The organism is Paraburkholderia sp. MPAMCS5 (genome assembly GCF_036016995.1).
Lineage (GTDB): Bacteria > Pseudomonadota > Gammaproteobacteria > Burkholderiales > Burkholderiaceae > Paraburkholderia.
In genome coordinates this window covers 1-26,294 of the sequence record NZ_JAYXBK010000029.1, presented here as the reverse complement: position 1 = coordinate 26,294, position 26,294 = coordinate 1, and the positions used below count along the sequence as shown (strand labels likewise).

Below are 26,294 nucleotides of genomic sequence, written 5' to 3'. Positions count from 1 at the left end.
CCCAAGACCCGCAAACCCGCACCCTATGTCGAAGGCGCGGTAGCCCGCGCCCATCACAGTACCGCTCGCCTGCTTAAACGCGCCAAAGGCGGGACATCTTGATCAAGACCTTGAAAGGGCTGGCGCTAAGACCCCGATCTCTACAGTGGAAATTCAGAAATGCGGCTTGCTGACTTTATCGAGCATCAAAGGGAGCCCGTTCTCGTGCAGTGGGAAGCATTCGCCGCCACCCTTCTGCCAGCGGCGGCCCGGATGGAACCATTGGAGCTGCGCGATCACGCAGAGCAGATTCTGCTTGCGATAGCCAAAGACCTGCGCACATCGCAAACCCGGGAAGCCCAGCGGGAGAAGTCGCTCGGGCGAGCCCCCGCGCCGATCGACGCCGCTGAAACCGCCGCGCAAACGCACGCCCTGCTGAGAGCACGGGCCGGCTTCAGGATTAGCGAGCTCACTGCCGAATATCGCGCACTGCGCGCAAGCGTCCTTCGCCTGTGGATGGACGATTGCGCGCCCGAAGCCCCCGATCTCGACGATATAGTCCGCTTCAACGAGGCGATCGATCAGGCGCTCGCGGAATCGGTCACCTTCTTCAGCGCCGAGGTTGAGCAGAGCCGGAATCTCCTGCTCGGCATGCTGGGGCACGACATGCGCAGCCCGCTTCAGGCCATCCAGGTGACTGCGTCCTATCTCGCAGCCCTGAATGCGGGCGAGCGGGTGTCGGACGCCGCCGGCCGGCTAGTGCGCAGTGGCGCCCGGATCCAGGCGCTGCTGGATGACCTGACCGACTTCAACCGCAGCAAACTGGGCCTGGGCATCAACGTGGTACCGGCGGACGTCAACCTAGCGGACCTGTTCACCGATGAGCTGGATGAGTTGCGCGCGCTCTATCCCGACAGGCAACTCGAATTGCGGGTGAGCGGCGAGCTGCGGGGCCTCTGGGACGGCCATCGCATGCAGCAACTGCTGCAGAACCTGGTCATCAACGCCATCAAATATGGGGCGCAGGACGCTCCAGTGCGAGTGGAAGTGACGGGCGATCCAATGAACGTACGCGTCGACGTCATCAACACTGGACCTGCTATCGATCGTGCAACGCTCGCTCGCGTCTTCGATCCGCTCACCCGGGGACGAGATGAACGGGGTCAACGCGAGGACAGCGCAGGAAGCCTCGGACTGGGTCTTTTCATTGCCAGCGAGATCGCCAGGGCTCATCACGGTGAGATCCAGGCGCGCTCGGATGAAAAGGACACTTCGTTCTCGGTATCACTGCCGCGGGCTGCCACACCGCAATAAACCAGACGGTCGTCCCAGCGCGTTGAACCCCGGTGGTCTTCGGCGACGCGGTTCCGACGTGGCGAATCTGCTGCTGGTCGACGACGACCCGGAATGCCTCTGGTCCTTACGAGCGTCACTCGTGAGTGGCGGACACCACGTGAATGTTCGCGGGCGATGGGCTGCATCGGCACGGACCGACATCTTAAACTACCAGCGACTTCAATCTCCCAGCATGCAGGGCAGTGATCGTCTACCTCCCTTGCATGCAGGAAAGAAGCAGTCCGGAAACGCCGCGGTGCAGCGTTTCCCATCTGTCCCACTCTCCCTCCAGGACGGCGAGTTCGTTCCTTTGTACGTATGTATCTGCCGCCAGCCGCTCAAGAAGCGCGATGTATGCCCGATACCGCCGCACTTCAGCCCGACGCACCCTCACCTGTACGCTGGCCACCTCGAGCTGGCGCATAAGTTCGTCAATATCGCTCACTTTTAACGCCTGTTGAAGTAAGTTGTTGAAGAATCCCTTCACACCAATGACTTTGAAGGGTGCGACGTGGCTTTGCGAAGCTGACCGCTTCGCACATTGTCCCATGGACAGCAGGATCGAGTCCTGATGCTCTTCCCACTGCCTGGCGGTCTGGATAATTGCGGACAAGACCGCTTCATGAGACGAGGCCGGACACCACGCCCTATGACCGAAACAACTGTGGCCAGGAAGAGCCAGAACCCACGGCGCTGAAGCTGCCCTGTATGACTAATCGACCAAATGCTGGCACAGATTCAGAACCAAGATACGCAGCCGGTTCTCGGCGAATCGGCCATGTCCGAACAAGTGAAGAAGCAACTGGCTGCGCATGCTGGCAGCGGAGCTGATACCTCACCTGGAAGACCCGGCTTCGAGGCTCAAGGTCTATATCTACGAATATTTGAACCTACCGTCGAGCGGCGTCCCGAGGGCAGATGCCTGGCCGACTTCCGGCCTGAGCAGCATGCTCATTACACCCGGTCCAATGGCCGCTCATTGATGTACGGCGCCACTTCCCGCTGCTCGAGTGCGTCCCCAAGTTTCATGCGCAGAAAACTGCTCGTCGTATAGCGCGTCACACCCGCGTAAAACTGGTTCACGAGCCTGGTTACTGTCGCCGAGTAACTTTCGATCAACTCCGGGTTTATCGAAAAGTTGTCGTAGTTGATGACGGCCTGCGGTTTGATCGGCAAGCCGGCTAGACGCGACTCAACATGCTGCCGGATCGCGTCGATCTGATCCTGCGACCTCACCTCTAGGCCCTCGAAGTTGACGAAGAACATGTTCTTCCCGGCGTCGTAATTGAAGCGTTCTTCCAGCGGCAGCGAAAGCATCACCGTGCGCAAGCCCATCGGCGCTGCGCGGAAAATGCGCTCGTCCATCAGACGCGGCGTCTGCTCGATAATCGGCGCGAAACCCATTTGGCCGACGATGTCATTCTGCACGTCAATGCCGGGCGCGACTTCCGTCAGTTCGAGACCGCGCGGCGTGAGCGCAAACACGCAGCGCTCCGTTATGTAGAGCACGGGCTGTCCGCGCTTCGCCGCATATTCGCCGCTGAACGTCCGGTGCTCGACTTCATCGACGAACTTCAGGCACGTGCCTTCGCGCCTGATCTGCAAACGCCCGTCTTCGATAAACACATCCAGATTTCCCGCATTGAACGTGCCGACGAACACGACGCGCTTCGCGCTCTGACTGATGTTGATGAAGCCGCCCGCACCCGCGAGCTTCGCTCCGAACTTGCTGACGTTCAGATTCCCTTTGCGGTCGGCCTGTGCGAGGCCGAGGAATGCAACATCGAGCCCACCACCGTCGTAGAAGTCAAACTGGTACGGCTGATCGATGATCGCCTGTGTATTGGTCGCGGCGCCGAAATTGAGCCCGCCCGCCGGAATGCCGCCGATCACGCCGGGCTCGGTCGTCATCGTGAACAGATCGATCACGCCCTCTTCGTTCGCGACGCTGGCAATGCCTTCCGGCATGCCGATGCCAAGATTCACGACGCTATTAGCCATCAGTTCCATCGCCGCACGGCGGGCGATCACCTTGCGCTCAGTCAGCGCCATGGGCGGCAGCGAACTCGCGGGCACGCGAAGTTCGCTCGCGAACGCGGGCGAATACGGTTCGGCAAAGGTCTGCCAGTGATGCTCGGGCCGCGCGACGACGACGCAATCCACCATGATGCCTGGCACCTTCACCTGCCGCGGATTGAGCGTATTCGCATCGGCGAGCCGCTCGACCTGGGCGATCACGATGCCGCCCGAGTTGCGCGCTGCCATTGCGAGGGCGAGCGACTCGAGCGTGAGCGCCTCGCGTTCCATCGTAATGTTGCCGCTAGCGTCAGCGGTGGTGCCGCGAATGATCGCGACGTTGATCGGGAAGGTTTTGTAGAAGAGGTATTCGTCGCCGTCCACCTGCATCAGCTTGACGAGGTCTTCAGTCGTGCGGCTGTTCAGCTTGCCGCCGCCGTGACGGGGATCGACGAACGTGTCGAGGCCGATCGTCGACAGATGGCCCGGCTTGCCTGCGGCAATATCGCGGAACAGATGTGAGATCACCCCTTGGGGCAGGTTGTAGCCCTCGATGCGGCCTTCGATTACAAGCTGCTGGAGCTTCGGCACCAACCCCCAGTGCCCGCCGATTACGCGGCGCACGAGCCCTTCGTGCGCGAAATGATTGAGGCCTTTAGCCTTGCCATCACCCTGGCCCGCCGCATAGACGAGCGTCAGGTCGAGATGCGCGCTCTTGTGGTCGGCCCTGGCCGAAGACTCTGGATCGCGGCCAGCGGTTGCGTTCGCCTCGAAGAAGCGCTCTTCGAGCGCGATTGCGACGTCCTCGGCGAATCCCACCCCAACGAATCCGCCCGTCGCAATCGTATCGCCCGGTCGGATCAATTCGACCGCGGCACGAGCGCTGACCACCTTGTCGCGAGCGAGGTTGCGCTCAGCGACTGGAAATGGGTATTGGAATACCGGATGCATACCGCCTCCCTGCTTGCGATTGCCGCGACTTTCGCCACGGCCGCACGCGGGCGGGCAACGGTCCGATACCCGCTCGCCTCACGCTGAGTCAGGAAGAAATTTAACAAGCCGCAAGCGGGCCGTCACGATTTATGAGCGAAAGGCCGTCACGCCGCGCTGCTCGTCGTGACGGACCGGTTTCGAACAGCTTGCTAACACCGCAAAAACGAATGCTTTGTCATACGCTCGCTTATCGCATAGCCAACCAGCTCCCCGCTTAACAGGTTCCTAAGCCCAGCCAGGTACAGCCCCCAAGTCTTTTCGCCACAGCGTCCGGGTACCGCTTATGGTCTCGCGCACGGTGCATGCCGACTGCCCTAGTGCAAGTGCATTACGGCCAGCAATCGGCGTTCACCGCCGCCCAACGGGACACCGCAGGATACTGACACTTCAGGAGTGCGTACCTCGATGCGTGACACCGCGGACGCGCTTCAGTCGTCAGTCGGACCGCGACGTGGGCATTGATTGCATCGGTCAGCTGGTCAATGCTGGCGGGCTTGCGAAGAAAGCGCGTCCACCATCGAGGCGCTCCGGACGGCTCGGGCGCCGCCGATAGCATCATGATCGGCATGTCATGATGGGCGGGTTGTGCGCGTACCCAGCGGCATAGCTGCGCTCCGTCGATATCGGGCATCTCATAGTCAGTGATGAGGAACTCGACGCGCTCGCGGTGCAGCAAGTCCATTGCACGACGGGCGTCGCCCGCGACGCTTACGTGGTGCCCATCGCCCTCCAGCGCGACCTGCAGGGACCAGAGGTTTTCCGGGTCATCGTCGACCAGCAGTACGTTTGCCACCTTTCAACTCGCATGAACTTGTGTTGGCTGCAGCCAGCGTCGGCGCTGCACGGTGACCGGCGACGTCACTCCGGAGGCTTCGATGGGGCCATCGCTTTGATGATGAAGCGGCTAGCAGACGCGCCCCCGTATATTGGGCCGCCCGCTTCCGCGCTGTCGATTGCCGCGATCGATCACCGCCAACGTCGCCAACCTTTCTGCGCCTTCCGGCCTCGGGCAAATCCCGCCCTGCGAGCATCACCTGCGCCAACGCTAGCCGGCTTTCGCGGGTGGCTGTGTGGCCGTCCCTTGTCTCGCGCCAGCTCTGCGGGAAGCCCGTTCGCGCCACGGTATGCCTGCGTACCACCTGGCGTTGCGATCGCCTTTCCCTGAGTCGACTGTGCGCAATTGCTGTGCCGCGCCCGGGTTCCGGTCATAAGGCGTTCCCGAGTGAGTCCAGCGGCCCCTTTCCTTGCGGCCGGCTGCAGATGCTCCGTTACCTCAGGGTCCAGATCCTGCACTTCCCCGTCCGGAAGAAGGTGAAATATCCGGCGGCGCCCCCGTCGCTGGCGCGGCGCCCCTTGCCGGGGCTGCCCTAGCCGCGCTCAGTGTCCATGTGCATCGCTTTCAAGGTACCTTCACCTGCCTGTCTGGAGGCACCGCGTCATGGCGTGCGCGGCGCATGCTCCGGGACCGCCCGCACGGGGCCGCCCCCGACAAAACGCACGAGACGCTCGTCGCGCGGTCCCGGCATACCCGGCGAGTGAGGGTCACGGCCCCTTCACCGACCGCCACGCTGGGCGCCCTTCCGAGCGGATGAGCGCGCCGTAGAGCGCCGTGTACTCCTGCGCCATACGCTTCGACGTAAAGCGGGACAGGAACCGCTCACGGATCTCCTTGCGTGACAGCGACTCGAGCTGCGTCAGTGCACGGACCGCGCCGTCGACGTCCTCAACGATGTAGCCGGTCACACCGTCGGTGATCACCTCCGGCACCGACCCGCGGTTGAACGCGATCACCGGCGTGCCACACGCCATCGCCTCGATCATCGCGAGGCCAAACGGCTCGGGCCAGTCGATCGGGAACAGCAGCGCACTCGCACCAGCCAGAAAACCGGCCTTCTGCGCTTCGTCAATCTCCCCGACGAACTCGACATGCGGCTGTGCCAGCAGGGGCGCAATCTGGCTTCTGAAGTACGGCTCGTCCGCTTCGCCCACCTTTGCCGCAATCTTCAGGCGCCGCTTCGCCTTCGCTGCGATCTCGATGGCCAGATCGACGCGCTTTTCCGGACTGATCCGGCCCAGGAACACCAGATAGCCCGGACCCGTCGCCGGCTGCAGCGCAGGCAGGTGCGCGGGCAGGTGCGCGGGCAGACCGTGATGGATGGTGCCGAGCCAGTTCGCCTGCGGCAACGGCAGACGCTGCGACGCCGAAATCGATACCACGGGCGCATTCGGAAACGCGTCGAACACCGGCTGCAGCTCCGGCAGATCCAGACGGCCGTGCAGCGTTGAGACGAACGGCACGACCAGCTGCGAGAACGTCGGAAACGGCAGATAGCTGAGGTGAAAGTGCAGTACATCAAACCGGTGCGCAACGCGCCTGACCTTTTCCAGCATCAGCAGATGCGGGGCCAGCGTATCGGCAATCGACGGATCGAGTCGCATTGCGCGCGGCCAGACCGGCTCGAGCCGCGCCCGGGTGCAGGAGTCACCGCTCGCGAACAGGGTTACGTCGTGTCCGAGATCCACCAGCGCCTCGGTCAGATAGGACACGACGCGCTCCGTGCCGCCGTAGAGTCGCGGCGGCACGGCTTCATACAACGGCGCGATCTGCGCGATCCGCATTCATCGTCTCCCTGTTTCCGGCGCAAAGCCGCCATCAGCCCACTGCGAGCGACGCCCCCAGTGGGCTCCTCGCATTGTTTGCCGACGCGTCTTCCTGCACGCCTCACAACCAATCGTCAAAACCGGTTTTCCGTTGCGCCATTGACCGCTTCCTCGCCCTGCCCGCGTGCTTGCACACCGGGATGCGATAGGCTGCGCATCGTTCTCGCCCCCTGCTTCCTGCCACCGTTTATCCTTTCCGATCGTTTCGTTGTCCTTGCCTTCAACGTTTTCGTCTGAAATTTCACTGCCGTTTCAGCGGCAGAATGTCCGGCAAGCACTCTCTTTCGCTCAGCGGAGCCGAAGGCGACCTCGTCCGATCAGTCGAGCAAGGCGCATACCGCGCTGCATTTCGCCGGCGGATTGCGGCATGTGAAATGTCCTGATGGAGGCAGGATCCATTTGTTGCGCGAGGCCATGCCGAATTGCATGAACGTCGACTAACGCGCAGCGGCCGGCCGACTGCCGCGCTATCATGAACCCATGCTCCCGGAAGAATCCTGGACTGACGAACTGGCCTCGAAGCCCCCGCATTTGCATATTTCTGCGGACGCTGCCGAAGCCAGCCGCAAGCTTTTGCGAGGATCCCGACGCACTACCCGACACGCGCCGTGTGATTCGCCGCCCGGAGGGAAACGCCAATGACCATGATCCCCAGATGGGCGCCGATGCTCGGCGTGATATGCATATGCTGCGTGGCGAACACGAGCCAGGCAGACGGGAACAGCCAGCGTCTGAAGCTGCTCCAACTGCAAACCTTAAATCGTATAGCGCCACATGCCGCGCCAACCAGGAACCAGGCCTTGGACGACAACATGGGGGGGCGGGGCTCCAGGGCAGACGATAGAAGTTCCCAGCCACGGCCAGACAATCGCGGTGCCCCCGGCAATGTACCGCCGCGAAAGCCGTAGCCTGCATCGACTACGTCGCCTCCACTGTTGTCGCCACTCGCGACTTGTCGCGCGTGGCTAATGAGATGGCCCCCCCCCGGCTATTACGCCTGTCTGATCAGCCGGCCCCGCTTACCGCTGTACTGAACACCCCACCTGGTTTTGCGATCGCTGAAATTTGATGACGTGAACGGCACACCGGCCTGACGGACAACCTGGTAAAAAAACCGGCTCGCGAAGCCGGGTGGCTTTTAGGACCATCGGGCGCGACTCTCATCGTGGCGCGGGGAGCAATCCCCACAACGACGCCGGATAGATTTAGGCAAGCCAACCACAACGTCAAAAGTCAAGCTTGCAAAAACGGGGGTGACCATATATTTTTTTGGGCACGGCACAGCGCCCCTGCAAATCTCCAGTTACTACCCATAACCGGCGCGATCCGGTCGTCCTTGCCATAAACCGTTCAATGCCGGCCGCGACGCGTCACTGGACCCGGTGGCAGGCGACCGGGCTTGTCAGCCGGCATCCTCCCGTACGCGCCCAGGTGCAGATCGGCCTCCTCCTGCGTTACCACGGTCACGTGGGCTCACCCAGTCGTAGTGGAAATGGAGTCCTCGCCTTGTCCGTCAAAGGCGTCGTGAAGACAGGGATGCGCTCAGCGCAATCGCGGAACGAAAAATTTCCGTAGGCCCTTGAAATTTCCATTTGGCGTCCTATCTTCAATTTCGCTCAGGCAGTCGCGCCAGCAGTCCGGCGCGCTGCGTGTTTCGCTTTGTTTGCCGCAGCATGGCAGACGGACTGGAGCGCGTAGGCCGGTCCGTCTTCCTGCTGGTTTGATAGGAGGAAACGACCATGAGTGATCTCTACTTCGGGACCGACCTGTTCAGCGAGTTCGACCGTCTGCAACGACAGATGGCGGGGCTCTTCGGCGGCTTCCCGTCAAGCATCCGTTCCGGGCGCTCCGGCGCCTTCCCGCAGCTCAATATCGGTTCGACCGACGACTCGATCGAGATTGTCGCCTTCGCACCGGGAGTCGATCCGGCGAGCCTCGACGTCTCAATCGACAAGGGGCTGCTCAGCATCAGCGGCGAGCGGGTTCCGGTACAGCCGGACGACGCCGGCGACGACACGCGTAGCTATGCGCGGGAACGGTTCGCCGGCGTCTTCCGGCGCGTCGTTGAACTGCCCCTGCACGCGGATCCCGACAAGGTCGAGGCGCACTACACCAATGGCTGTCTGACTGTGAGCATCGGCAAACGCGAGGCGTCAAAGCCGCGAGCCATCTCCATCCGGTCCGACCCGTCGCAGAATTGAGGAGGTCATCATGAACGAGACGAGAGAAGTTGCCAGGGAAAACGAAACCGCAGTCGCCCAGCGTGAAAACGGCCCATCACAACGCCGGCTGACGCTTACGCCAGCCGTGGACATCGTTGAGAACAGCCAGGGCGTGACCCTGTGGGCGGATTTGCCCGGCGTGACACGGGACCGGCTCGACGTGAAGGTACACGATGGCAACCTGTACATCGAGGCCGAGGCGGTGGTCCCCATGCCAACAGGGCTGCGGCTGCAGCACGCGGAGATACGCCAGCCGCACTTCGCACGCGCGTTCTCGCTCGGCGCGGACTTCGACGCGTCAAAAATTGATGCAAGCCTGAAGGACGGCGTGCTGAGGCTGACGATACCGCGCCGCGACGAAGCCCGGCCGCGCCGGATCGAAGTGCGTTCTGACTGAATTTGGCACGCGGGCAGCAACGACAGGGAGAAGCTCGGGAGGCGGCCGGCTGGCCGTCACCGCTGACTGCTGCGCCCGCATACAACATATTGGGTGCAGGCAGGCGGCGGCTTCGTGGTTTCAGTGAAATGACCGTCTGGCTCCCCCTGCCAGACCATCGAGGAGGAAATGATGAACACCGATCCGAAGAAGTGGGTTCCCTTCAGGTTCCTTCGGGGTGCGGAGCGCAAGTCCGGCGCGGACAGCCCGGAAGCTTCGCCGGGGACCGAACAGTGGCGCGGCCCATGGCCGGACATTCCCAGGCTGTTCACGCGGGAACCGTGGCGCGCCGTCGAAGAGTTCTTTCATGATCCGCTCGCCGGACGCAGTGCTCTCGAACGATGGTTTGGCGATTTCAGCTCTTCGCGCTTCCAGCCGCGCATCGACGTCGTCGATGAGGGAAAGGTACTGCGTGTAACCGCCGAACTGCCGGGAATGGCGCGCGAAGATCTGAGCGTCACCGTCGAGGACGGCGCGCTCGCGCTGCGCGGCGAGAAAAAACAGGACGTGCGCAACGAGGAAGACGGCTGCTACCGGCTGGAGCGCGCCCATGGCAGCTTCGTGCGCAGGATCCCGATGCCGGAAGACGCCGACCCCGACCACGCCCTGGCGAAGTTCGACAACGGCGTACTGACGCTGACTGTACCGAAATCCGAGCGGTCGCAACCGGCGAGCCGCACGATCGATATCGGCTAGTGGCAGGCCGTTCCCCCGTACGGACCGGGCGGAACGGCCATTAGTCCACCTGGTAGGGCAGCGAACTTCGAATCGCCGTCGGTCACTGCTGACCCCAAACGGGCGAAGCGCCGCGACGGCATGTCAGTCGGGAGCCGGCGTGGTGCGCGCACTGCGCCGTCGGTCGCGTGTGTCTTCACCGTGATGACGCCGTCCGGCCGCCCATGGTCGATCGCATTCTTGAGCAGATTGGTGAGGAGTTGCCCAAGGCGCACGCTGTCAACGCCTCTATTTCGGCGATTGCGCATGGTACAAATCGCGGAAGGTCGCGGCCCCGTCACAGACCGCAGCGCTGCGCGTCCGCCCGAGCGGTTAAAACCCCTTGGCCCCTCCGGCTAACTGATTCGTGGCGGTGCTCGACGCTGCTTGGGTCTGGCCGAACGCGTCGGGAAACGCGAGATAAAGAAAATCAGAAGCCGGTGAGACGACGAAAGCTTTTTTCATGAAACCCTCCCCCATTATGTCTTCTTCTCTCGCCTGATCAACGCAGGGCGTGGACGGAGCGCTTGCGCGCTCCGGATCTGGCATAGCTGCATACGTTCGCTCAGGTCTGTTCCGCTTTCGCCTGACCGCCCTTCGACTTGCCGCCGCTCTTTCGTGTCGTTTCCTCCTCGCCATCCTCCTCTTGCGTAGCCTTCTGGTTGCCCGCCCTTTCAGCAAATTCACTAAGCTTCAGGTCCGTTGCCTTCTCTTCCTCGAGCGTTGCTTGCAGCAGCTTCACGCCTTCGGCGAAACCGAGTTGTTTGCCAATGGCGCACAGGCTGCCGTATGCAGCGATCTCATAGTGTTCGACCTTCTGCGCCGCGGCCACAAGACCGGCATCCAGAACCGGCCCCTTCTCGATTTCATCGATCAGTTCCTGACCTTCTTCGATCAGCCCTTCCATCGCGACGCACTTCATTCTTTTCAAACGAACGTCGCACATTTCGACAACCTGATCGATTCGTTCCACCTGGCCTTGCGTTTCTTCCAGGTGCGCCTTGAATGCTTCACTCAATTGCGGATCGGAAGCGGCGCGGGATAGCTTCGCCAGGGCCTTGGTTAATTGCTTCTCCGCACTATAGATATCGGAAAGCATGTGAATAAACAGATCATCGACGGTTTTCCGCTGTGTCATGGGGGCCTCCTGATACGGTGAGTGGAGTCTGCAGCGGCGCAACCGGTGTGCCCGCCTGCCGCGGGGGGCGAAAGTTGTGGCCACTCGGCGCACCGCTGGAGAGCAGGGGACCGCTTGCATCGATATGCATGAGGGTACTGAGCGCGTCGAGCTCGCGCAACCGATGCTCGCAGTCACGCGCCGGCATTCACTCTCGGATGGCTCCACGGGCTTCTGTCGTGGGCCGTGATGACGCTGCTGATCGTCTACGGGATGACATCGCTTGTCACCGGCGCGGTCAGCACGGCGAGCAGCATCGCGGCGACCGGGGCGCAAGTCGGCGCGACCGCGGCGAATCAATCCGGCGCCGGCAATCCGTTGATCGACTCCGCGAAGCAGCAGGTGCAGGCCGCCGTTGCATCGGCGGCATCGGCGGCCTCAAGCCCGGATGTTGAACAGAACGCGCGCCAGGCGGCCGACACGGCCGCGCGCGGCGTCGCCCGTGCAAGCTGGTTCTCGTTCGCTGCGCTCGTCGTCGGCGCGATTATCGCAATCGTTTCAGGCGGCGCGGGTTTCCGTCATCAACCGCCGTTCGAGGAAGGCGGCGGCTCATCAACCGAGCGCGACGCCGCCTTGGGCCGCAGCCGCACAGTCAGAGGGGGCGCCCCGCTCTGAGCGGGCGCCACCGCATCCCATCCTGGCAACGAGAGCAATCGATGAACAAGGATGAAACGCACGGCAATGCAGTTCCGCCCGCGGAACCTGCCGAACAGGTCCGCGTAGCGGCCGTTGAAGAAAAGCTCACGGTTCGCGTGAGAGAGACCGAAACCGGGGCGGTGCGTGTGCGCAAGGTTGTGCACGAAGAAGTCCAACCCCTCGTCATGCGACTAAGCGCCGAGCAGGTCCAGGTCACGCGCGTCGCTTGGAATCGCCCGGTAGACGAGCGAAGCGAGCCGCGACGCGAAGGCGATACGCTCATCATTCCCGTCTACGAGTACATCCCAGTTGTCAAAATGCAATTGACGTTGAAAGAAGAAGTGCACGTGAAGACGACGCAGACGCATCGGGATGTGGCTCATGACGTTACTGTGGATTCCGAAGAAATTATCGTTGAACGGCGCGAAGGCCTTGACGGGGACTGGAAGCGCGAGCCTGAGTGAACTGAGGGGTACGGGCTGGAACGGCTGTTGCGCGGATCATCGCACGCGCTTCACTTCCGGCTTGCGTACCCTTCTCTCAAGGAGATTTTGCAATGACTCAGACTCTCATCGGTGTGTTCAATACCATGCAGGATGCCGAACTCGCTAAAAACCGGCTGGAAGCGGAAGGCATTCCGCGCACGGCTATGTCCGTGCATGCAAATGACACAGGTCCGGCGATCTCGACCGACACCGACACACGCGAAGTCGCGGCAGACCGCTCAGCCGGCGAGGCACACGAAGGCGCGATGGCTCGCATCGAGCACTTTTTCAAACATCTTTTCGGTGGGGATGACCGACCGGAAGAAGTCGGCCACTATCAGGAGGCGGTCCGTCGCGGCGGCGCATTGCTCTCGGTGGAAGTCGCAGACGACTCAGCAACGGAGCGCGTGCGCAATGCTCTTTACTCGGCCGGCGCTATTGACATCGATTCGCGGGTAGCCCAATGGCGCGACGCCGGATACACCAGCTACGACCGCAACGCGCCCGCTTACACGGCGGACCAGATAGCAGCGGAGCGCCAGGCGTTTCCAGTTGTGCAGGAATCGCTGGACGTGGGCAAGCGGGCGGTGCAGACCGGCGGCGTTCGGGTCTATTCGCGGGTGACCGAGACGCCGGTCAGCGAGTCCGTGAATCTCCGTGAAGAGCATGCGAGCGTCGAGCGCCGCCCGGTCGATCGCCCCGCAACGGCTGAGGATCTCAAAGAAGCCTCCGTCGAGATACGGGAGACAGCGGAGCAGGCCGTGGTCGGCAAGACCGCCCGGGTCGTCGAGGAAGTGGTTGTCGGCAAGGAAAAATCAGACCGCACCGAGACCATCACCGACACGGTGCGCGGCACAGAAGTGGAAGTCGAGCGCACACCCGGCAATCAGGGCGTCAGCCAGGCTGCGCCTGACGGTAAAAAGACGCCCCTCTGACCGCATGAATGCGCCCGCTTGCGCAGCCCTTAACGCAACCGGGCGCCCCCTCGTTCACCCCGTGTGCGGGCGCACAGCACGGGTGCGATGATGAGGCGGTCTATCGCTGAGGTCAGCATGCACCACGCCTCTGAAAGGGCGGCCGATTTTGTATATGCAGCGGCATTCGACATTTACTTGGGGTGCGTCCGGAAACGGAGTCACCCATGACGGGGATGGCTCTCTCATGTGCGAAGCACACAACAAAGCGCAGGATGAAGCCGACGCTTTCCAAGCACGGCCCATGCAATACCTTGTTCGCCCGTGGATGTACAAGGATGCTTTTGTTAGGCTATCTTAGGGATACTAACGACATGGAGGAGCGCGAGACGCCGGATGGCCCTTCGGCTAATTGCTTTCCGGCAGCCACGATGCTGAAAAGCTCGTGCGGGAGGCATGACGAACGAATCCGTGATGTCGTACTGGTTTTGAGTAATTTCGGTTGCGCACTCGGTGCCGCTGACGTGGGCAGATGCCGGCAACGGGAAAAATCTACGGGCGGACGCTTCTTACCCGCGCAAAGCGCTGAGAAGAGATCCCTGCGCCGTACCGTAAGATATGTGTGAACGCGCCGCTGTCTGTAAGAGACTGGACAGATTTTGAATGCGTCCTTAGTTAGCATACCTAACACAAAATATTACCCGGCATATCGACCTTGAGGCCGTGGCGACTCGAAAATGCCAACACTGCCGCAGTACTGCACTGCGGCGCAGTTCCTGGCATGTGCTGTCGCTCCACGGCGCCATTGACGCGTCAAGCGCCAGCATCACTACCCTCGAGTCTTCCAAGACCATGTGCTCGCGCGGTGGAAAGCGGGCGTGAGACCGGGAAACTCGCGGGCAGCTTCAGACCGGCCACGACGGTCTGGCCGCCGCGATGTAATGCTTCCGTCGAATCGGCGTCTCGATGATATTCAACATCTTCGCCCGCCGATTTTCGCGGTCATTCACATTCACGTGGCCAGAGTTGGCCAAGAACGCCAATAGCGGGCAAGGGCAGCGCTCATGACGTTCAATGCCGTGACCGCGTCCAGCGGCACCAGTCGTGGTGATCAAGATTGCGCAGCAGATTCGCACGGTGCCGTGCTCGACGATAGTGCGCAATCACGCCGCACGCGGCCATCACAAGCACAAACAGACCCATTGCTGTACCCAACCACGATTGGTCCACGTCAACCTCCGTAGGCACGCCCGGATGACCACCAGTGTATCCGCGCGGCACGCCGAATGAATAAAGCTTGTCCCGACAGGTTCTCTGCTACCGTATGCCGGTCAACGAACCCGTGCAAATGCGCGCAGTACGGCGTCGCCACGCGGCGTCACACGAAGAAGCCGCAAATCTGAGCCAGCAGGCGCGTTCGCAATCAACTGCAGTTCGCGGAGCGCGCCAAGCTCTGCACAATCCGAAGCGATTCGTTCCGGTGCGTCCTTCAACAACAACAACGTAGCCACTTCATGTGCGCTCAACATGTCGTCTGCCTCCCGGCGGAAACGAAGAACGAGGAGCCGGATGCGGTTGCGACTGCACCGGCAGGACGCGAATACTAAATCCGGCAATGCATGCGGAAGATCGTCCTTATCGGGTCGGTAAGCGACGTGCAGGGCGGGTACTTTCGCTTTTCGCCGTGTCGGCGGCCGCCTTTGCAGCGCGCGCGAGAACTTCGCGCGCCATCTCCCCGGCATGAGGCACGGCCACAGGCGCGCCGTCCGCCTGCACCGGCAGTGGCACTGCCTCGCTCGTGACGCAGTCGACGCCCTTCGCACGCACCGACAACTCAGCCGGGGCAGTGCCCGCGAGACGCATGCATCTTGTGGTGATTGTGGGCGACTTTGTGTGGGCTGGTTGCTTCCGACGCGATCTCCATCCAGGCACGTGTGTATCCGGCGAACCGCCGGGCCAGCCAAGGCACCACCTCGGCCTGACTTCTGACGAACTGTTCCGGCGTCTGGACGCGCATCTGGGTTTCGCAGTGCAGCATGGCACCGGAGACCGTGGACCTGCACGTATCTATGTTCAGCCGCGTCAGCGCGCAAAGGGCGCCGATCTGCTGACCGGTCACCTGCAACGCGCTAATTGGAACGGATAGAGTGAATGGCATCTGCATAGAGTGCTCTTAATTGTCTCTCGGTTCTCGCCGACGCGCGACAAGCGCGGCCACTGCGATTCCTCACGCGCTCCCGCACCGCAGCCGGATTGCCGGGCGGCCTTGCACGGCGTTAGAGCATTTATTCTAACGTTGCTGAGTCGGATCACTAAGGCGATGAGCCAAGGATTTTCCCCAATATTGGGAAATGACATCCCTCTTGTGATCGGACTGGAAAGCTCGAGCATGGCGTCAGCTGCAAACATGGCAGCTTGTCGTCAAAGCTGCCGCGCGACACATGGGTATCGGCTGCCGACGGACTCGTGCCGCTCGCAACGGCCGCCGCGCTGGCACTGCAGCGGCTCGCGCAAAGCGCGTCGTGATGCTATATTTGATGTAATTCCGCATCAACTTGGGATCGAAATGCGAACCACTGTTACGATCGACGACAACCTTTACGAGCGTGCTCTTGAACTCGCCGACCCTGACATGGATAAAGCCGACCTGTTTCGGGTAGCCATGCAGACCTTTGTTCGCGTCCAGGCTGCTAAGCGTCTGGCGTCCCTCGGCGGCACCGGGCCAGGAATGCCCGACATCCCGCGGCGCCGATCGGAACCCGCGGCTCAATGAGCGTCCTCCTCGATACATCTGTGTGGGTTGATCATTTCCGTCGCGGGAATACGCGACTTGTCCAACTGATCACCAGCGATCAGGCGCTTACACATCCAGTCGTGCTTGTGGAGCTCGCCTGCGGCACGCCTCCTGCGCCTCGTGCGCGTACGCTCCACGACATCGGGCTGCTGCGACATACGACGCACGCGACATGGACCGAGGTGATGGAGTTGATCGAGGCAAGACAACTTTACGGTCGAGGCTGCGGCAGCAGCGACCTTACGCTGCTTGCATCAACCTTGATGACTCCAGGTGCGTCACTTTGGACCTTGGATAAACGACTCGCCCAGCTCGCGAGTGAACTCGGCATCGCGCATACGCATGACGTCCACTAGGCGCGGCATCCATCCGGCACGTCACTCGGTATTTCCAGGATCAGCGCTATCGCGTTGCAACAACCTGCTCTTACAGCTCACCCATTGAGCAGAGCCTTGCGAGCGCGTGTCTGGTCTGAAAGCAGATTTCGTATGCCACGCATTACTTAGTCACGCTAATTAAAAAGTCTACGATGCTTTTATTTAACATACGGATGTTAAAAAGGCTTCACATTGGGCTAGCTCCTCAGGTCAGCGGAAAGAAATTCAGCGGGACCCATATAGCGTATGCCACTGCGACCGGCTCAGGAGCGACTGAGGTCGGTTGGAATCCGTGGACGCCAACGGGTTAAGCAGCGATTTTTGCTCAAATGGAATCGCTGCGTGAAAGCGGCCGGCGACATATAGTCCAGACGCTCCTGTGTGCGCTGCCGGTTATAAAAGATTTCGATGTATTCCGTGATTTCTTTCTGGGCCTGGTCGTGGGTCGCGAACTTGCGATGATAGAAGAGTTCATTTTTCAGTGAACCCCAGAATAATTCGATGGGTGCGTTGTCGGAGCAATTTCCGCGTCTGCTCATTGATGCCTGCATGCAGAACTGTTTAAGGAGCTTCTGATATATGTCGCTCTCCGGTGGGAATCCCTACAAGGCATTGCGACCCTACTGGAACGACGAGGTCACGGGCGCCTCTGGGCCTTGAAGATGCGGCTCCCAATCCTCGGCCGGATTCCTTCCGATGCGATTGGTATCCGGAGCCATCGGACTCGCCGTTCAAACTCTTGCCAAAGCCTGAGCGGCCATCTGCTACGTTTCGCTCTATCCCGATGAACCCCGCATCAAGCCTTGCCGGCTGGCAACCTATACTTGTGGTGAACGTGATTCCGGGGCGCCCTTGTTCGCAATCGGCGAGTTATCCAGCTCAAACCAGCGACGAGCTTGCGATGAGCGGGCTCGGACCGCAAGCCACGACAGTGGGGTAATCACCGGGCAAGCCGAATTGTTTTCGATTGCAAGACCTACGTCTACTGGGAGAACTGTGATGCAACAGAATTTACGTGCTGCGGTTGTGCAATCGGGATCCGTCGTCTTCGATGCGGACCGAACCATCGACAAAGTCGCGATGTTTACCGCCGACGCCGCGCGACAGAGGACTCAGCTTATCGTGTTTCCTGAAGCGTTTGTCTCGGCGTATCCGAAGGGGCTCGATTTCGGCTCGACAATTGGTGGAAGAACCGCCGCCGGCCGCGACGACTATCGCCGTTATTACGACAGCGCGGTCGATGTGCCAGGTCCCGGCACTCGCCGGTTGGGCGAGATCGCCGCCGACCACGAGCAATACATCGTGATTGGGGTAATCGAGCGCGACCATGGCACGTTGTATTGCACTGCCTTGTTTTATGGTCCGGACGGTGTGATGCTCGGCAAGCATCGCAAGCTGATGCCAACAGCCGGCGAGAGGCTGATCTGGGGCTATGGCGATGGGTCGACGCTGCCGGTTTTCGACACGCCGCTCGGCAGGCTCGGCGCAGTCATTTGCTGGGAAAACTACATGCCATTAATGCGTATGGCGATGTATGCCAAGGGTGTTCAAATTTACTGCGCTCCCACCGCCGACAGTCGGCCGACGTGGGCATCCTCGATGCAGCATATTGCCTTGGAGGGGCGTTGCTTTGTGTTATCGGCCTGCCAGTACCTGCGCCGATCGGATTGCCCAACCGACTATGCCGCAATCCAGGGTAACGATCCGTCCACTGTGCTGATGAGCGGTGGAAGTTGCATCGTCAGCCCGCTTGGGCAGCTTATTGCCGGCCCCGTCTTTGAGCAGGATGCAGTGCTCGTGGCCGACCTTGACCTTAATGACCTTGCCCGGGGGAAATATGACTTTGACGTCGCGGGCCACTACGCGCGGCCGGACATCTTCCGTTTGCATGTCAACGAAGCTGCAACGCCTCCCGTCGTGTTCGAGAAAAATGGATTCGGCACCGGCTCTTAATGATCAACGCGGGATTGAGCGAATCGCCAGTCGGCCGTAGCCGACCCGTTGCTGCCAGTCGTGCGGTGCGCGTCGGCGGCCGCTTCCATAGCGGAAACGGCCCGCCGTCCGAGACGGTTACATCTGATAGCAACCGTCTGGTCGAACGTCTCGTCGAGCTGTCCGCGTCGCTGCTACGCATCCTGTTGGCCGGATGAAGCGCGCGACCTTTCCGGCTATTACCCCATAGCGCGGCATTGTTCTGCGCAGCGCCGACAGGCTTCTGCGCATTGCTTACAGTGTTCGTGCTGATGCTTGTCACACTCAGAGGCGCATGCGTCGCATATTGACGCGCATAACGAGCAAACTTCCTTTGCACGACTACTGTCGCGAGCCATGAAGGCGGATGCGAGGCGGCAAATGTCCGCACAGTCCATGTCCGTCCTGATGCATCCGGCCATTTCAGAAACGTTTTGTTCCGAAAGGCATGCGGCTGCGCAATGGTCGCAAGCGCTAGCGCATGCGTCGCAGGCCTCAATGCAAGCTTGGTGTTTCTTGTGTGCCATTTGATCCTCCACGATGTCTGTGATTTGCCCGAGCACTTGCGTGCCGACCTCCTAACCGCCGCAGGCCGCGTACCCGCAATTGGCCACGTCACGTCAGTCGGTCGTAGCCGCAGTGCGGCGTTTGGGGCGGCAGTGGCCCAAACACTTCAAGACCCAGGAAGAAGCGGATTTACATCTTTTCCTTTACACCCGAACGGATTAACCACCAGTTGACGGGATAGCTGGTTGCGAATCCCGCGAGCATGGCGAGTTGCATGGCGAACCAGAATTCCGGGCTCGCAACTTTCGCGATCCCCCCGTAAGCCGGCTTGAACCACAAGAATTGGATGATGGCCATAAGTCCATACATGCCCACCTGCCACGCAGTGATCGACGCGATATCAGCTTTGACGGCTGCCCACACACCTGCGCCTACCGACAGCCCTCGCATCGGTTTGATGGTGAAATACTGAAAGACGATGCCGAGCAGAAAGGCGACGATGAAATCGGGGATCCAGACGGCAAACGTTTTTTCGTTGAACACCGTATGCCACCCGAACCAGAGTGCCAACGCGGGGAAGGCAAACGCCGACCACTCGACAATGATGTCTCCCAGCGTACAGCCGGCACCGCAATGGCTCGTCCCTTTCATCGCCGTCACGGCGAACGGCTGCTCATCGGCTTTCCGCCCGGCGTCAGCGATATTTCGTCCCCACGCGTAGTAGGCGGCACCCCATACGACTGTGCCGATCAACGCTGTGAGGGGCCAGACGACGTTCATAATCCACATCTTCTGAGGGTGTCGAACCTCGTCAACGACGATCGCCCCTGCAGATATCGCGCCCAAAATGAGCCAAGTGACCGATAGCGCATTCAGCCAGGGTGGAAAGGTTCCGTAGGTCATCTCTTTTGGTGCTGGTGGTACAAATGCCAAGCGGCCAGCAAGACGCGTTCCGTTCCGATGACGGGTGTTCGCCGTTGTCCGGTCAGTCGAATCGGCTGGCCGAGCGTCGTCTCCTTGGCCGCACTGAGACAAAGCAGCGCGGTGCTCAAGAGGCGCGCGAGACCCTGGCGGCCGCCCAGTGGCGGCATTTCATCACGCCACGGAAACCGCGGTAGGGTGTTGAGTGAATATCAAGGGTGACGGGTCTCCATGCGCCCGACTCGGTACCGCAAGGTATGAAGGGCTTGCCGCGCTTTTTGGAGCGTTCGTGGAAAACGGTTCCTCGTTCGGCGGCCATGAGCCCGTGATGACGGCGATCAACGCGCGCGCGTTGACCGCCGTGGGAATCTCGATGCGCAAGGCAAGCTCATTCGGATGCGGTCAACGGGAGCACCATATCGCGCGGCGCGAGAGAAATTGGTAGTGGCCTCCCTCGCTGAGTACCCGCCAGCGGACCACGCGAGACAATATGAGCCGCCGACCCTGCTGCGGGCAGAAATGGCGCGAGAGGACCGCACGATTGAGAACGGGGCTGCGTTGCCTTTTCTGTCGCAAAGCAAGGCCGACCTGGGCGTCAGCTCCAGATGGCATTGGCCGTTTGCTTCGATCTCAGGACGCCAACGCGGCGAGCTCCGGGTAACATACAACCGAACGCCACGGCATAGCCGCCACGCGCGAACGTCAAACAGCTTCAGCAAGACGCTGACCCCGACTACCAACTGCTCGAGTTTCACCACCAGGCGAAACGATGCCGCCAGCCAGCGACGCGCGGGTGACTGTTCGATAGCGACGATGGTTATGAATCCGTTTTTTCCTGCGCGGCGAGCCACATGGTGGTCTCCGCTGTTGCCGCCGCGGCGGGCGCTCACGCGTCGATATTTCTCGTTGCTGATCCCAGTCTTACCCTTTGAAAGGGTTCAGCACTCGGGCACCCGTATTAGCGAAATCATCGACGTTTCGCGTCACCACAGTCAGGTCGTGGATCAACGCGGTTGCGGCGATCAACTTGTCCAGCGCGTGCTCCGGGTGAGGTACGCGCAATCGCCCCCATAGTTGCCCGATTTCGTCGTCCACCGCCAGAATTTTCTGGCCAAACTCCCGAAGCACGTCCACGAGCCAATTTTCGAGTCGCGTTGCCTGCGCCTTGTCGCCACGGTGGCGAATGATCTCCACCCCTCGTCGCAGTTCACCAATCGTTACTACCGAGAGGTATAGATCGACGTCATCCTGTATCGCCCTTCGGAAGAAGGCCATTACGCCGCTGTCTGCTCGATCCCGCTTTCGAACTTCGCTGATGACATTGGTGTCAACCAAATACATTCGCCGCCTCGCCATCATCGACACGCGCGAAATCGGCATCGGTGCCGACGTTCGGGATGCTCATCAACACTTCGGCGAACGTCTTGCGCTGGGGCGCTCGCAGCGCCTTTGCCAGGATCTCGCGATGCTCGGCTTCCGCGCTGCGCCCGTGGGCTGCGGCCCGCTCGCGCAGGCTTTGGACAAGTCCATCGTCCACGTTTCTCACCAAAAGATTTGCCATGGTTTGCCCCACCTTTAAGTGATATCAATGCTATCACTTCGCACGAAAAATACAATCATTGATAGCATGTATAGTCGGCATGCGACCGAGCGCTATCCGGGTGCCCATCTTCCGTCTGTATGCAGAGAATGACTTCAAACCGCGTGCGTTGAACGGTCCGGCGCCAGGCTTACTTCCATCAGATCATTCCACTCACGATAGACGCCAGCGTGCCCTCAACGATGAGCAAACGCTGCTGACAGTCCTGCGGTGGCGAACTTCCTCGGAAAAAACTAGCCAGCCCAAAAAAAGCCGGCCACGAGGGCCGGCTAAAAGATCCCTGCCATTTCGAAAGCGTGGCAGAACCTCGGAGACAGAGCAGGAATAGCTGTAAGGGTCGACGCGTGATTTGCTAAAAAGACGGCCGTTTTTCAGGCAGGCACCGCGAATTTACCCATTCTCGCGTCATTGCTGTAGAGCATCGCCTCGCCGGGCCGAACTCAAGAGCATATAAGGTTCGGCCGTACTGCCGCAAGCCGCACCCACGGGTGCGGCTTGACGGTCAGCGATCATGCCTGTCAGCAGCACGGGTACAGACTCATCAGGAACTGCGTCAATCATCGCGTCTATTAGACCATCGACGATTACCTCTCTCACAAGCTACTAGCGGCAGCAGCGTTGCCCAACGATGAACAACGCGACCGACGACAAACAAAGCACGATCGGTTCGAGAAGAGATTTTCCGCTCAGTGCGCCGCCCGTCTCGATCAGGAAGCACGCGCCAATTAACGCACCCGCGCTAAGCATATGTGCGAAACGACCGTTGAGTTTTCGCTGCTCGACCGTAGGTGAAAGGACATCCCTCACGCCGAAGGCATGCTTTGAACGCGAACCCTGATTGAAGTCGACAAAATAGCCGCGTTCCGCGTCACATTCCACCGGGAACCGGACGCCGCCGCACTCTGCCACGAACGATTGACGGTGACCAAATTGATCGAGAATTGCGAGAATCGACGACAAACGCGGTGGCAGCGTTACCTGCGCTGATTCCCGATTGAGCAGAACGTGATCGGTAACAACTGGGCCGTCCTTATAGCAGAGTTCAACAGCGACAATTTCCATGAACCACTCCTTCACAAAGATTAATTGAATTACCGGCCCGAAAATCCGGTCGGCCCACGACACTTAACAACCCGCGAAAAGCGCCGTTCCATCGAGAACGCTGTCGCGATCCGGACCTGAGGAGACGATGAGCTAGAGTCCCAACTGCGGGAATACGGGCACTGATGGCCCTGGGAGACGCCGTGCGGTGCTTTCGCACGGACGGCCTGGGAAGCGAGGACGCGCTCCACGGAGGAGCTCGGCTCGTTCGGATCGATGCGTTAAAACGCGGGGTGTGCAGGAAATATAGCCTCCTCTGTGCTCTGTGTCGGGCGGAAAGCTACGAAAAAAGGGGGTCTTTCGCGCGCAACGAGATGGCAGGAGGATACCAGGAGCGACTCATGCCTGTTGCGATTTCCACCATCGTGCAAAAGCGCATTCCGTTGAAAGCGTACAGGCCGATCAACGCCGCTCGATATACGCCATCGCGCGCGGCACCGACGGGCGATGGGCGATGGGTTGAACGTTCATAACGCGTTTCCTCTTGCCAATCAGCCTGCGGGAACCGCATCGGTCAGGTTACCCCCTGCCCCAGTCTGCGCAGCGCGATTGCACATGGGTGGCTATCATCCTGGCGTCGAGAAATCGACAATGACCGCCGCGGAAGCGGTTTAACCGTGTGCGCATAAAATGGTGCAGTTCGGAGCCTTGCAGCAAGGTTTCAGGCAACCTGGGGTCAAGCGTGCAATACAGGTCAACAAATACTGCGATGCCATCAATCGGGCAGTTGAATTCGCCGAGTATCGACCGCAGGTGTCGCAATGCCGGTTTCGCACGGCGCAACGGAGACGTCCTAGCACAGACGACGCCAGAACCTTCGCGCACAAGAAGCTCATCATCGGTCGTCGAGCGCGTTACAGTTCCCATCCAGTCATACTGATCGATGACGAATACCCCGAACGCAGAAACAGCAAGACAATCCACCCAGGTGACTGGATTTCGCGTGCCCGGCGCGTGCTCCAGTATCACTCCGCGGCGCACAACGCATGCGCCGTCGGACATTTCCTTCATTATCGATGCTACCCGTCTCGTTAACGCCAGAGATACATGGCGTCGATGCGTCATCCACCCAGTGGGATCCCTGCTTAACTTTCGCGAATTGCTGACTGGGTCCCAGAAGCATGAGACGTCATTCGAAGCATCTTTCGTCGCAAGAGAGATCAGTGCTTTGTTGTGTTCCATTTTTTCCCTTTTTCCGTTGACTGCAGAGCCCTGGTCACAAAAATCATCTACGACAGGCGCCTGATCCATTTAATCAGTAATGCGAATTTCACCGGCGGACACCTTCGCGATCGCAGCGGGCGACATACTGTGTCACACTCGATCTCTGCGGGACGGCCCATCCGATACGATCTGTATCCGACCTATCGGCGAACATGGGCACGCCTTCGATGAACTGGCGGACCAGGTCTTCCAATTTCGCAATCCTGGCGTTATCCGTCAGGCTGCACTTCAATGGTTGTCGATCATGCCTTCGAGTGAATGGCGGCAAGCATAAGACACGGCGCCAGGCAGAACGACTTCCACTAACCTTAGCGTGCCATGTGCAGTTGAAAGTCAAGGACAACGCTGGCGGAGAAATGGAAGGGACTGACCTGCGGTCGTTGTCGGCCTCGTTGTCGGCGTCGTTGTCGCCCAGGCTATCGGCCGTGGGCGCACCCGGCGTTAGCGATGAATTCGCGACCAGTGGCAAGTGGAATCTGGAATGTGGAAAAGCAAGAGCAGGGCTATTCCGCCTATGAAGCAAGCGGGTCCGGTCCCATAGATGCGGGGATCGCCGAGAGCGCAGTGTTTGCGTACAGAGCATTGAAAAAGGGCTGCGTGCCTTCCACAGCATGAAACTGTGCGAGCGGAGGCACCATCAACTATTTGCGCATTGCGCGCAAGCGCTGCGACACCGTTGAGACTGGGCACACTCGAAGCCCGGGAACTCTCTTTTCATTCGCTGGAATTTCACGGGAACTGATGCGCTGATACCGTCACGCAGCCCTGCGCTGCTCGTTCAGTTGCCGTGTCGCGCGGCGTATCCCTTAGCGAACGCCGCCTTGAACTTTGGAGTGTCGCGCGCCCAGCGGAACATGGCGATAGTTTCGCCACTTAACGTAAGTCGTTGCAAAACGCTGCAGATCGCCAATTCGAATTCGCGACGATATCGGAAAAGGAAGTCTGCATGGTTGCAGTCGATAATGAGTTGCCGCGCACCCCTACCTTTCCTGATGCGAATACGAGCAAGGTCCGATGGCTGCACGTTCTCGCCGTTAAATGCCCAAAGAATATTTTCGATTGAAGCACCCTTCATTACGAAAGAAAGATGTCTCGCGCGCTGCTGGAGCGCTTGTCGGCCCCATGCCTTTTCAAACGCCAGGAACTTGCGGCCGACGACGAAAGTCACCCCGCCCATACCGCGGAAATATGGCAGGCTATCCATGAGCGCTGTGATGCACACCGCATCGCGTATGTTCTTTCGGGAAAGATCCAGCGCACGCGCGCAGCCGCTGTAATTGGCCCACTTCCCCTGGATAACCCCCCGATGATATCGATCTGATAAATCCTTCGGCGAGTCGGACGACCCTTTCGGGACTGCCGTCTCAGATGTCCCGCGACCGCTCAGCGCGCGCTTGGCCGCAAACGCTTGCCCTTTTATCGTCGCAAGCGCCGCCCTCGTTGAGAGCTTGCTGCCAGCTGAAACATGCTGTGCGATCCGTTGCACCACGACATCAAGGCCATCGCGCGCGATAACCTCGCGAATCACCCTCACAGAATAAGGCGTGATCTCACCGGGCGACTCGAACAAGCCGACAAGCTCTGCGGGCAGCGCATCCAATTTGAGCGCCAATGACAGTTCCGCCTGACTGATGCCGAGCGCATCAACTGCGCCCTTCTGCGTCGCCCACTTTCCTTCAGCGAGCCCGTCCCGATATAAAAATGCAGTGAGAACGCACTTGCGTTTCTTCATCGATCGCAGCAGTCCACCACGGGTCATAGTTTCGTCTCACGTCCTGAGTCGCAGCCGTCTGCGTCCTCAGCAATACGATACGCGAGTTATGAGCGTGATGGCGGCGGAATGGCGTGTTAAAAACACCGTCTTTAAAAAAACCGGAAGACGCTGGACTCAAAGCGCCACTTGAGCCGCAAGCTGCGCGCCGTCGATGAGCTGCACTCCTCCTTCCTGGACGACAAGGGGGCACGCGTTTTCGACCTCATGATGGAGACGCCGAATGAACTTTCTAAATCTCGCTCTTCTACTATCTATCCGCGAGGTCAGTGCTTCGAGCTGCATAAACATATCTTTGTCAGCAGCTCCGGCGTGTCCTCACAGAAGCTGGCGTTACGTTAAGGAAGATCTGCAAAAGTCCTGACATTACGTTGCTGCCGAGCTATCCTGGAAACAGAGCGGATTTGGTGAGGGGCAACATGATGACGCAGCTTGGTCTTGGTCTGGATTTGTCGACGAA

Annotated in this window: 25 protein-coding genes and 3 pseudogenes; 12 read left to right on the top strand and 16 right to left on the bottom strand. The window is 60.2% G+C overall.

Annotation, left to right across the window (positions count from 1 at the left end):
- Positions 1-159: 159 nt before the first annotated feature.
- On the top strand, positions 160-1,293 hold the full coding sequence (locus VOM14_RS31095; RefSeq protein ID WP_327632537.1) for a sensor histidine kinase: 1,134 nt from the start codon (positions 160-162) through the stop codon (positions 1,291-1,293).
- Positions 1,294-1,525: 232 nt separating this feature from the next.
- Here VOM14_RS31095 and VOM14_RS31090 read toward each other — a convergent pair whose 3' ends face one another.
- Complete coding sequence (locus VOM14_RS31090) at positions 1,526-1,927, bottom strand: hypothetical protein (RefSeq protein ID WP_327632536.1); 402 nt, start codon at positions 1,925-1,927, stop codon at positions 1,526-1,528.
- A 36-nt stretch (positions 1,928-1,963) separates the two neighbouring features.
- Between VOM14_RS31090 and VOM14_RS31550 the strand changes: the two are divergent.
- Positions 1,964-2,159 (top strand): annotated as a pseudogene (locus tag VOM14_RS31550) (IS256 family transposase); the annotation flags it as partial.
- A gap of 109 nt (positions 2,160-2,268) precedes the next feature.
- On the opposite strand, the gene VOM14_RS31085 reads toward VOM14_RS31550, so the two are convergent.
- From VOM14_RS31085 to VOM14_RS31075, 3 genes are all read right to left on the bottom strand, one after another.
- Positions 2,269-4,281, bottom strand: coding sequence for an acyl CoA:acetate/3-ketoacid CoA transferase (locus VOM14_RS31085; protein ID WP_327632535.1), 2,013 nt, complete (start codon positions 4,279-4,281; stop codon positions 2,269-2,271).
- Between the two features lie 370 nt (positions 4,282-4,651).
- A complete protein-coding gene (locus tag VOM14_RS31080) occupies positions 4,652-5,116 on the bottom strand; it encodes a response regulator (RefSeq protein WP_327632534.1) in 465 nt (154 codons plus the stop codon).
- Between the two features lie 749 nt (positions 5,117-5,865).
- Positions 5,866-6,942, bottom strand: coding sequence for a glycosyltransferase family 4 protein (locus VOM14_RS31075; RefSeq protein ID WP_327632533.1), 1,077 nt, complete (start codon positions 6,940-6,942; stop codon positions 5,866-5,868).
- A 1,781-nt stretch (positions 6,943-8,723) separates the two neighbouring features.
- Between VOM14_RS31075 and VOM14_RS31070 the strand changes: the two genes are divergently transcribed.
- The 3 genes from VOM14_RS31070 (at position 8,724) to VOM14_RS31060 (ending at position 10,338) form a co-directional block, all read left to right on the top strand.
- On the top strand, positions 8,724-9,185 hold the full coding sequence (locus tag VOM14_RS31070; protein WP_327632532.1) for an Hsp20/alpha crystallin family protein: 462 nt from the start codon (positions 8,724-8,726) through the stop codon (positions 9,183-9,185).
- A 10-nt stretch (positions 9,186-9,195) separates the two neighbouring features.
- A complete protein-coding gene (locus tag VOM14_RS31065) occupies positions 9,196-9,603 on the top strand; it encodes an Hsp20/alpha crystallin family protein (RefSeq protein ID WP_327632531.1) in 408 nt (135 codons plus the stop codon).
- 171 nt (positions 9,604-9,774) lie between these two features.
- Positions 9,775-10,338, top strand: coding sequence for an Hsp20/alpha crystallin family protein (locus VOM14_RS31060; protein WP_327632539.1), 564 nt, complete (start codon positions 9,775-9,777; stop codon positions 10,336-10,338).
- A gap of 351 nt (positions 10,339-10,689) precedes the next feature.
- Here the strand turns inward: VOM14_RS31060 and VOM14_RS31055 are convergent, their stop codons facing one another.
- The gene (locus VOM14_RS31055) at positions 10,690-10,821 is read right to left on the bottom strand and encodes a hypothetical protein (RefSeq protein ID WP_327632530.1); all 132 of its coding nucleotides are present in this window, start codon (positions 10,819-10,821) and stop codon (positions 10,690-10,692) included.
- A 100-nt stretch (positions 10,822-10,921) separates the two neighbouring features.
- Positions 10,922-11,494 (bottom strand): YciE/YciF ferroxidase family protein, encoded by a 573-nt coding sequence (locus VOM14_RS31050; RefSeq protein WP_327632529.1) that lies wholly within the window; start codon positions 11,492-11,494, stop codon positions 10,922-10,924.
- 192 nt (positions 11,495-11,686) lie between these two features.
- On the opposite strand from VOM14_RS31050, the pseudogene VOM14_RS31045 reads away from it, so the two are divergent.
- The 3 genes and pseudogenes from VOM14_RS31045 to VOM14_RS31035 all read left to right on the top strand — a co-directional run.
- Positions 11,687-12,148 (top strand): annotated as a pseudogene (locus VOM14_RS31045) (hypothetical protein); the annotation flags it as partial.
- Positions 12,149-12,189: 41 nt separating this feature from the next.
- On the top strand, positions 12,190-12,633 hold the full coding sequence (locus VOM14_RS31040; protein WP_327632528.1) for a YsnF/AvaK domain-containing protein: 444 nt from the start codon (positions 12,190-12,192) through the stop codon (positions 12,631-12,633).
- A 125-nt stretch (positions 12,634-12,758) separates the two neighbouring features.
- Positions 12,759-13,589 carry a YsnF/AvaK domain-containing protein gene (locus tag VOM14_RS31035; RefSeq protein ID WP_327632527.1) on the top strand — a complete coding sequence of 277 codons (831 nt, stop codon included), beginning with the start codon at positions 12,759-12,761 and terminating at the stop codon, positions 13,587-13,589.
- Positions 13,590-14,899: 1,310 nt separating this feature from the next.
- Here VOM14_RS31035 and VOM14_RS31030 read toward each other — a convergent pair.
- Both VOM14_RS31030 and VOM14_RS31025 read right to left on the bottom strand, forming a co-directional pair.
- A complete protein-coding gene (locus tag VOM14_RS31030) occupies positions 14,900-15,097 on the bottom strand; it encodes a hypothetical protein (RefSeq protein ID WP_327632526.1) in 198 nt (65 codons plus the stop codon).
- Between the two features lie 305 nt (positions 15,098-15,402).
- The gene (locus VOM14_RS31025; protein WP_327632525.1) at positions 15,403-15,732 is read right to left on the bottom strand and encodes a phasin family protein; all 330 of its coding nucleotides are present in this window, start codon (positions 15,730-15,732) and stop codon (positions 15,403-15,405) included.
- 402 nt (positions 15,733-16,134) lie between these two features.
- On the opposite strand from VOM14_RS31025, the gene VOM14_RS31020 reads away from it, so the two are divergent.
- Both VOM14_RS31020 and VOM14_RS31015 read left to right on the top strand, forming a co-directional pair.
- Complete coding sequence (locus VOM14_RS31020; RefSeq protein WP_327632524.1) at positions 16,135-16,341, top strand: type II toxin-antitoxin system VapB family antitoxin; 207 nt, start codon at positions 16,135-16,137, stop codon at positions 16,339-16,341.
- A complete protein-coding gene (locus VOM14_RS31015; RefSeq protein ID WP_327632523.1) occupies positions 16,338-16,718 on the top strand; it encodes a type II toxin-antitoxin system VapC family toxin in 381 nt (126 codons plus the stop codon). The genes VOM14_RS31020 and VOM14_RS31015 overlap by 4 nt, the downstream gene beginning before the upstream one ends.
- Positions 16,719-17,002: 284 nt before the next feature.
- Here VOM14_RS31015 and VOM14_RS31010 read toward each other — a convergent pair.
- Positions 17,003-17,317, bottom strand: a pseudogene (locus VOM14_RS31010) (IS3 family transposase); the annotation flags it as partial.
- A 421-nt stretch (positions 17,318-17,738) separates the two neighbouring features.
- On the opposite strand from VOM14_RS31010, the gene VOM14_RS31005 reads away from it, so the two are divergent.
- Positions 17,739-18,692: a carbon-nitrogen hydrolase family protein gene (locus VOM14_RS31005; protein ID WP_327632522.1), complete on the top strand. Its 954-nt coding sequence runs from the start codon at positions 17,739-17,741 to the stop codon at positions 18,690-18,692.
- Between the two features lie 218 nt (positions 18,693-18,910).
- Here VOM14_RS31005 and VOM14_RS31545 read toward each other — a convergent pair whose 3' ends face one another.
- From VOM14_RS31545 to VOM14_RS30970, 7 genes are all read right to left on the bottom strand, one after another.
- On the bottom strand, positions 18,911-19,069 hold the full coding sequence (locus VOM14_RS31545; RefSeq protein WP_377681500.1) for a four-helix bundle copper-binding protein: 159 nt from the start codon (positions 19,067-19,069) through the stop codon (positions 18,911-18,913).
- 337 nt (positions 19,070-19,406) lie between these two features.
- A complete protein-coding gene (locus VOM14_RS30995) occupies positions 19,407-20,120 on the bottom strand; it encodes a DUF4396 domain-containing protein (RefSeq protein ID WP_327632520.1) in 714 nt (237 codons plus the stop codon).
- Positions 20,121-21,059: 939 nt separating this feature from the next.
- Positions 21,060-21,479: a type II toxin-antitoxin system VapC family toxin gene (locus VOM14_RS30990; protein ID WP_327632519.1), complete on the bottom strand. Its 420-nt coding sequence runs from the start codon at positions 21,477-21,479 to the stop codon at positions 21,060-21,062.
- The gene (locus VOM14_RS30985; protein WP_149674676.1) at positions 21,466-21,699 is read right to left on the bottom strand and encodes a FitA-like ribbon-helix-helix domain-containing protein; all 234 of its coding nucleotides are present in this window, start codon (positions 21,697-21,699) and stop codon (positions 21,466-21,468) included. Before VOM14_RS30985 ends, VOM14_RS30990 begins: the two co-directional genes overlap by 14 nt.
- 642 nt (positions 21,700-22,341) lie before the next feature.
- Positions 22,342-22,800, bottom strand: a complete 459-nt coding sequence (locus VOM14_RS30980) for a hypothetical protein (RefSeq protein WP_327632518.1) — start codon at positions 22,798-22,800, stop codon at positions 22,342-22,344.
- A 558-nt stretch (positions 22,801-23,358) separates the two neighbouring features.
- Complete coding sequence (locus VOM14_RS30975; RefSeq protein ID WP_327632538.1) at positions 23,359-23,904, bottom strand: nuclease-related domain-containing protein; 546 nt, start codon at positions 23,902-23,904, stop codon at positions 23,359-23,361.
- A 937-nt stretch (positions 23,905-24,841) separates the two neighbouring features.
- Entirely contained in the window at positions 24,842-25,795 is a 954-nt protein-coding gene (locus VOM14_RS30970; RefSeq protein ID WP_327632517.1) for a hypothetical protein, read from the bottom strand.
- Positions 25,796-25,963: 168 nt separating this feature from the next.
- Between VOM14_RS30970 and VOM14_RS30965 the strand changes: the two genes are divergently transcribed.
- Positions 25,964-26,176 carry a hypothetical protein gene (locus VOM14_RS30965; RefSeq protein WP_327632516.1) on the top strand — a complete coding sequence of 71 codons (213 nt, stop codon included), beginning with the start codon at positions 25,964-25,966 and terminating at the stop codon, positions 26,174-26,176.
- Positions 26,177-26,294 lie beyond the last annotated feature (118 nt).

Coding starts and splice junctions, on each gene's coding strand:
- VOM14_RS31095 (WP_327632537.1), top strand. CDS start 160: ATGCGGCTTGCTGACTTTATCGAGCATCAAAGGGAGCCCGTTCTCGTG.
- VOM14_RS31085 (WP_327632535.1), bottom strand. CDS start 4,281: ATGCATCCGGTATTCCAATACCCATTTCCAGTCGCTGAGCGCAACCTC.
- VOM14_RS31075 (WP_327632533.1), bottom strand. CDS start 6,942: ATGCGGATCGCGCAGATCGCGCCGTTGTATGAAGCCGTGCCGCCGCGA.
- VOM14_RS31070 (WP_327632532.1), top strand. CDS start 8,724: ATGAGTGATCTCTACTTCGGGACCGACCTGTTCAGCGAGTTCGACCGT.
- VOM14_RS31065 (WP_327632531.1), top strand. CDS start 9,196: ATGAACGAGACGAGAGAAGTTGCCAGGGAAAACGAAACCGCAGTCGCC.
- VOM14_RS31060 (WP_327632539.1), top strand. CDS start 9,775: ATGAACACCGATCCGAAGAAGTGGGTTCCCTTCAGGTTCCTTCGGGGT.
- VOM14_RS31055 (WP_327632530.1), bottom strand. CDS start 10,821: ATGAAAAAAGCTTTCGTCGTCTCACCGGCTTCTGATTTTCTTTATCTC.
- VOM14_RS31050 (WP_327632529.1), bottom strand. CDS start 11,494: ATGACACAGCGGAAAACCGTCGATGATCTGTTTATTCACATGCTTTCC.
- VOM14_RS31040 (WP_327632528.1), top strand. CDS start 12,190: ATGAACAAGGATGAAACGCACGGCAATGCAGTTCCGCCCGCGGAACCT.
- VOM14_RS31035 (WP_327632527.1), top strand. CDS start 12,759: ATGCAGGATGCCGAACTCGCTAAAAACCGGCTGGAAGCGGAAGGCATT.
- VOM14_RS31030 (WP_327632526.1), bottom strand. CDS start 15,097: ATGTTGAGCGCACATGAAGTGGCTACGTTGTTGTTGTTGAAGGACGCA.
- VOM14_RS31025 (WP_327632525.1), bottom strand. CDS start 15,732: ATGCAGATGCCATTCACTCTATCCGTTCCAATTAGCGCGTTGCAGGTG.
- VOM14_RS31020 (WP_327632524.1), top strand. CDS start 16,135: ATGCGAACCACTGTTACGATCGACGACAACCTTTACGAGCGTGCTCTT.
- VOM14_RS31015 (WP_327632523.1), top strand. CDS start 16,338: ATGAGCGTCCTCCTCGATACATCTGTGTGGGTTGATCATTTCCGTCGC.
- VOM14_RS31005 (WP_327632522.1), top strand. CDS start 17,739: ATGCAACAGAATTTACGTGCTGCGGTTGTGCAATCGGGATCCGTCGTC.
- VOM14_RS31545 (WP_377681500.1), bottom strand. CDS start 19,069: ATGGCTCGCGACAGTAGTCGTGCAAAGGAAGTTTGCTCGTTATGCGCG.
- VOM14_RS30995 (WP_327632520.1), bottom strand. CDS start 20,120: ATGACCTACGGAACCTTTCCACCCTGGCTGAATGCGCTATCGGTCACT.
- VOM14_RS30990 (WP_327632519.1), bottom strand. CDS start 21,479: ATGTATTTGGTTGACACCAATGTCATCAGCGAAGTTCGAAAGCGGGAT.
- VOM14_RS30985 (WP_149674676.1), bottom strand. CDS start 21,699: ATGGCAAATCTTTTGGTGAGAAACGTGGACGATGGACTTGTCCAAAGC.
- VOM14_RS30980 (WP_327632518.1), bottom strand. CDS start 22,800: ATGGAAATTGTCGCTGTTGAACTCTGCTATAAGGACGGCCCAGTTGTT.
- VOM14_RS30975 (WP_327632538.1), bottom strand. CDS start 23,904: ATGACGCATCGACGCCATGTATCTCTGGCGTTAACGAGACGGGTAGCA.
- VOM14_RS30970 (WP_327632517.1), bottom strand. CDS start 25,795: ATGAAGAAACGCAAGTGCGTTCTCACTGCATTTTTATATCGGGACGGG.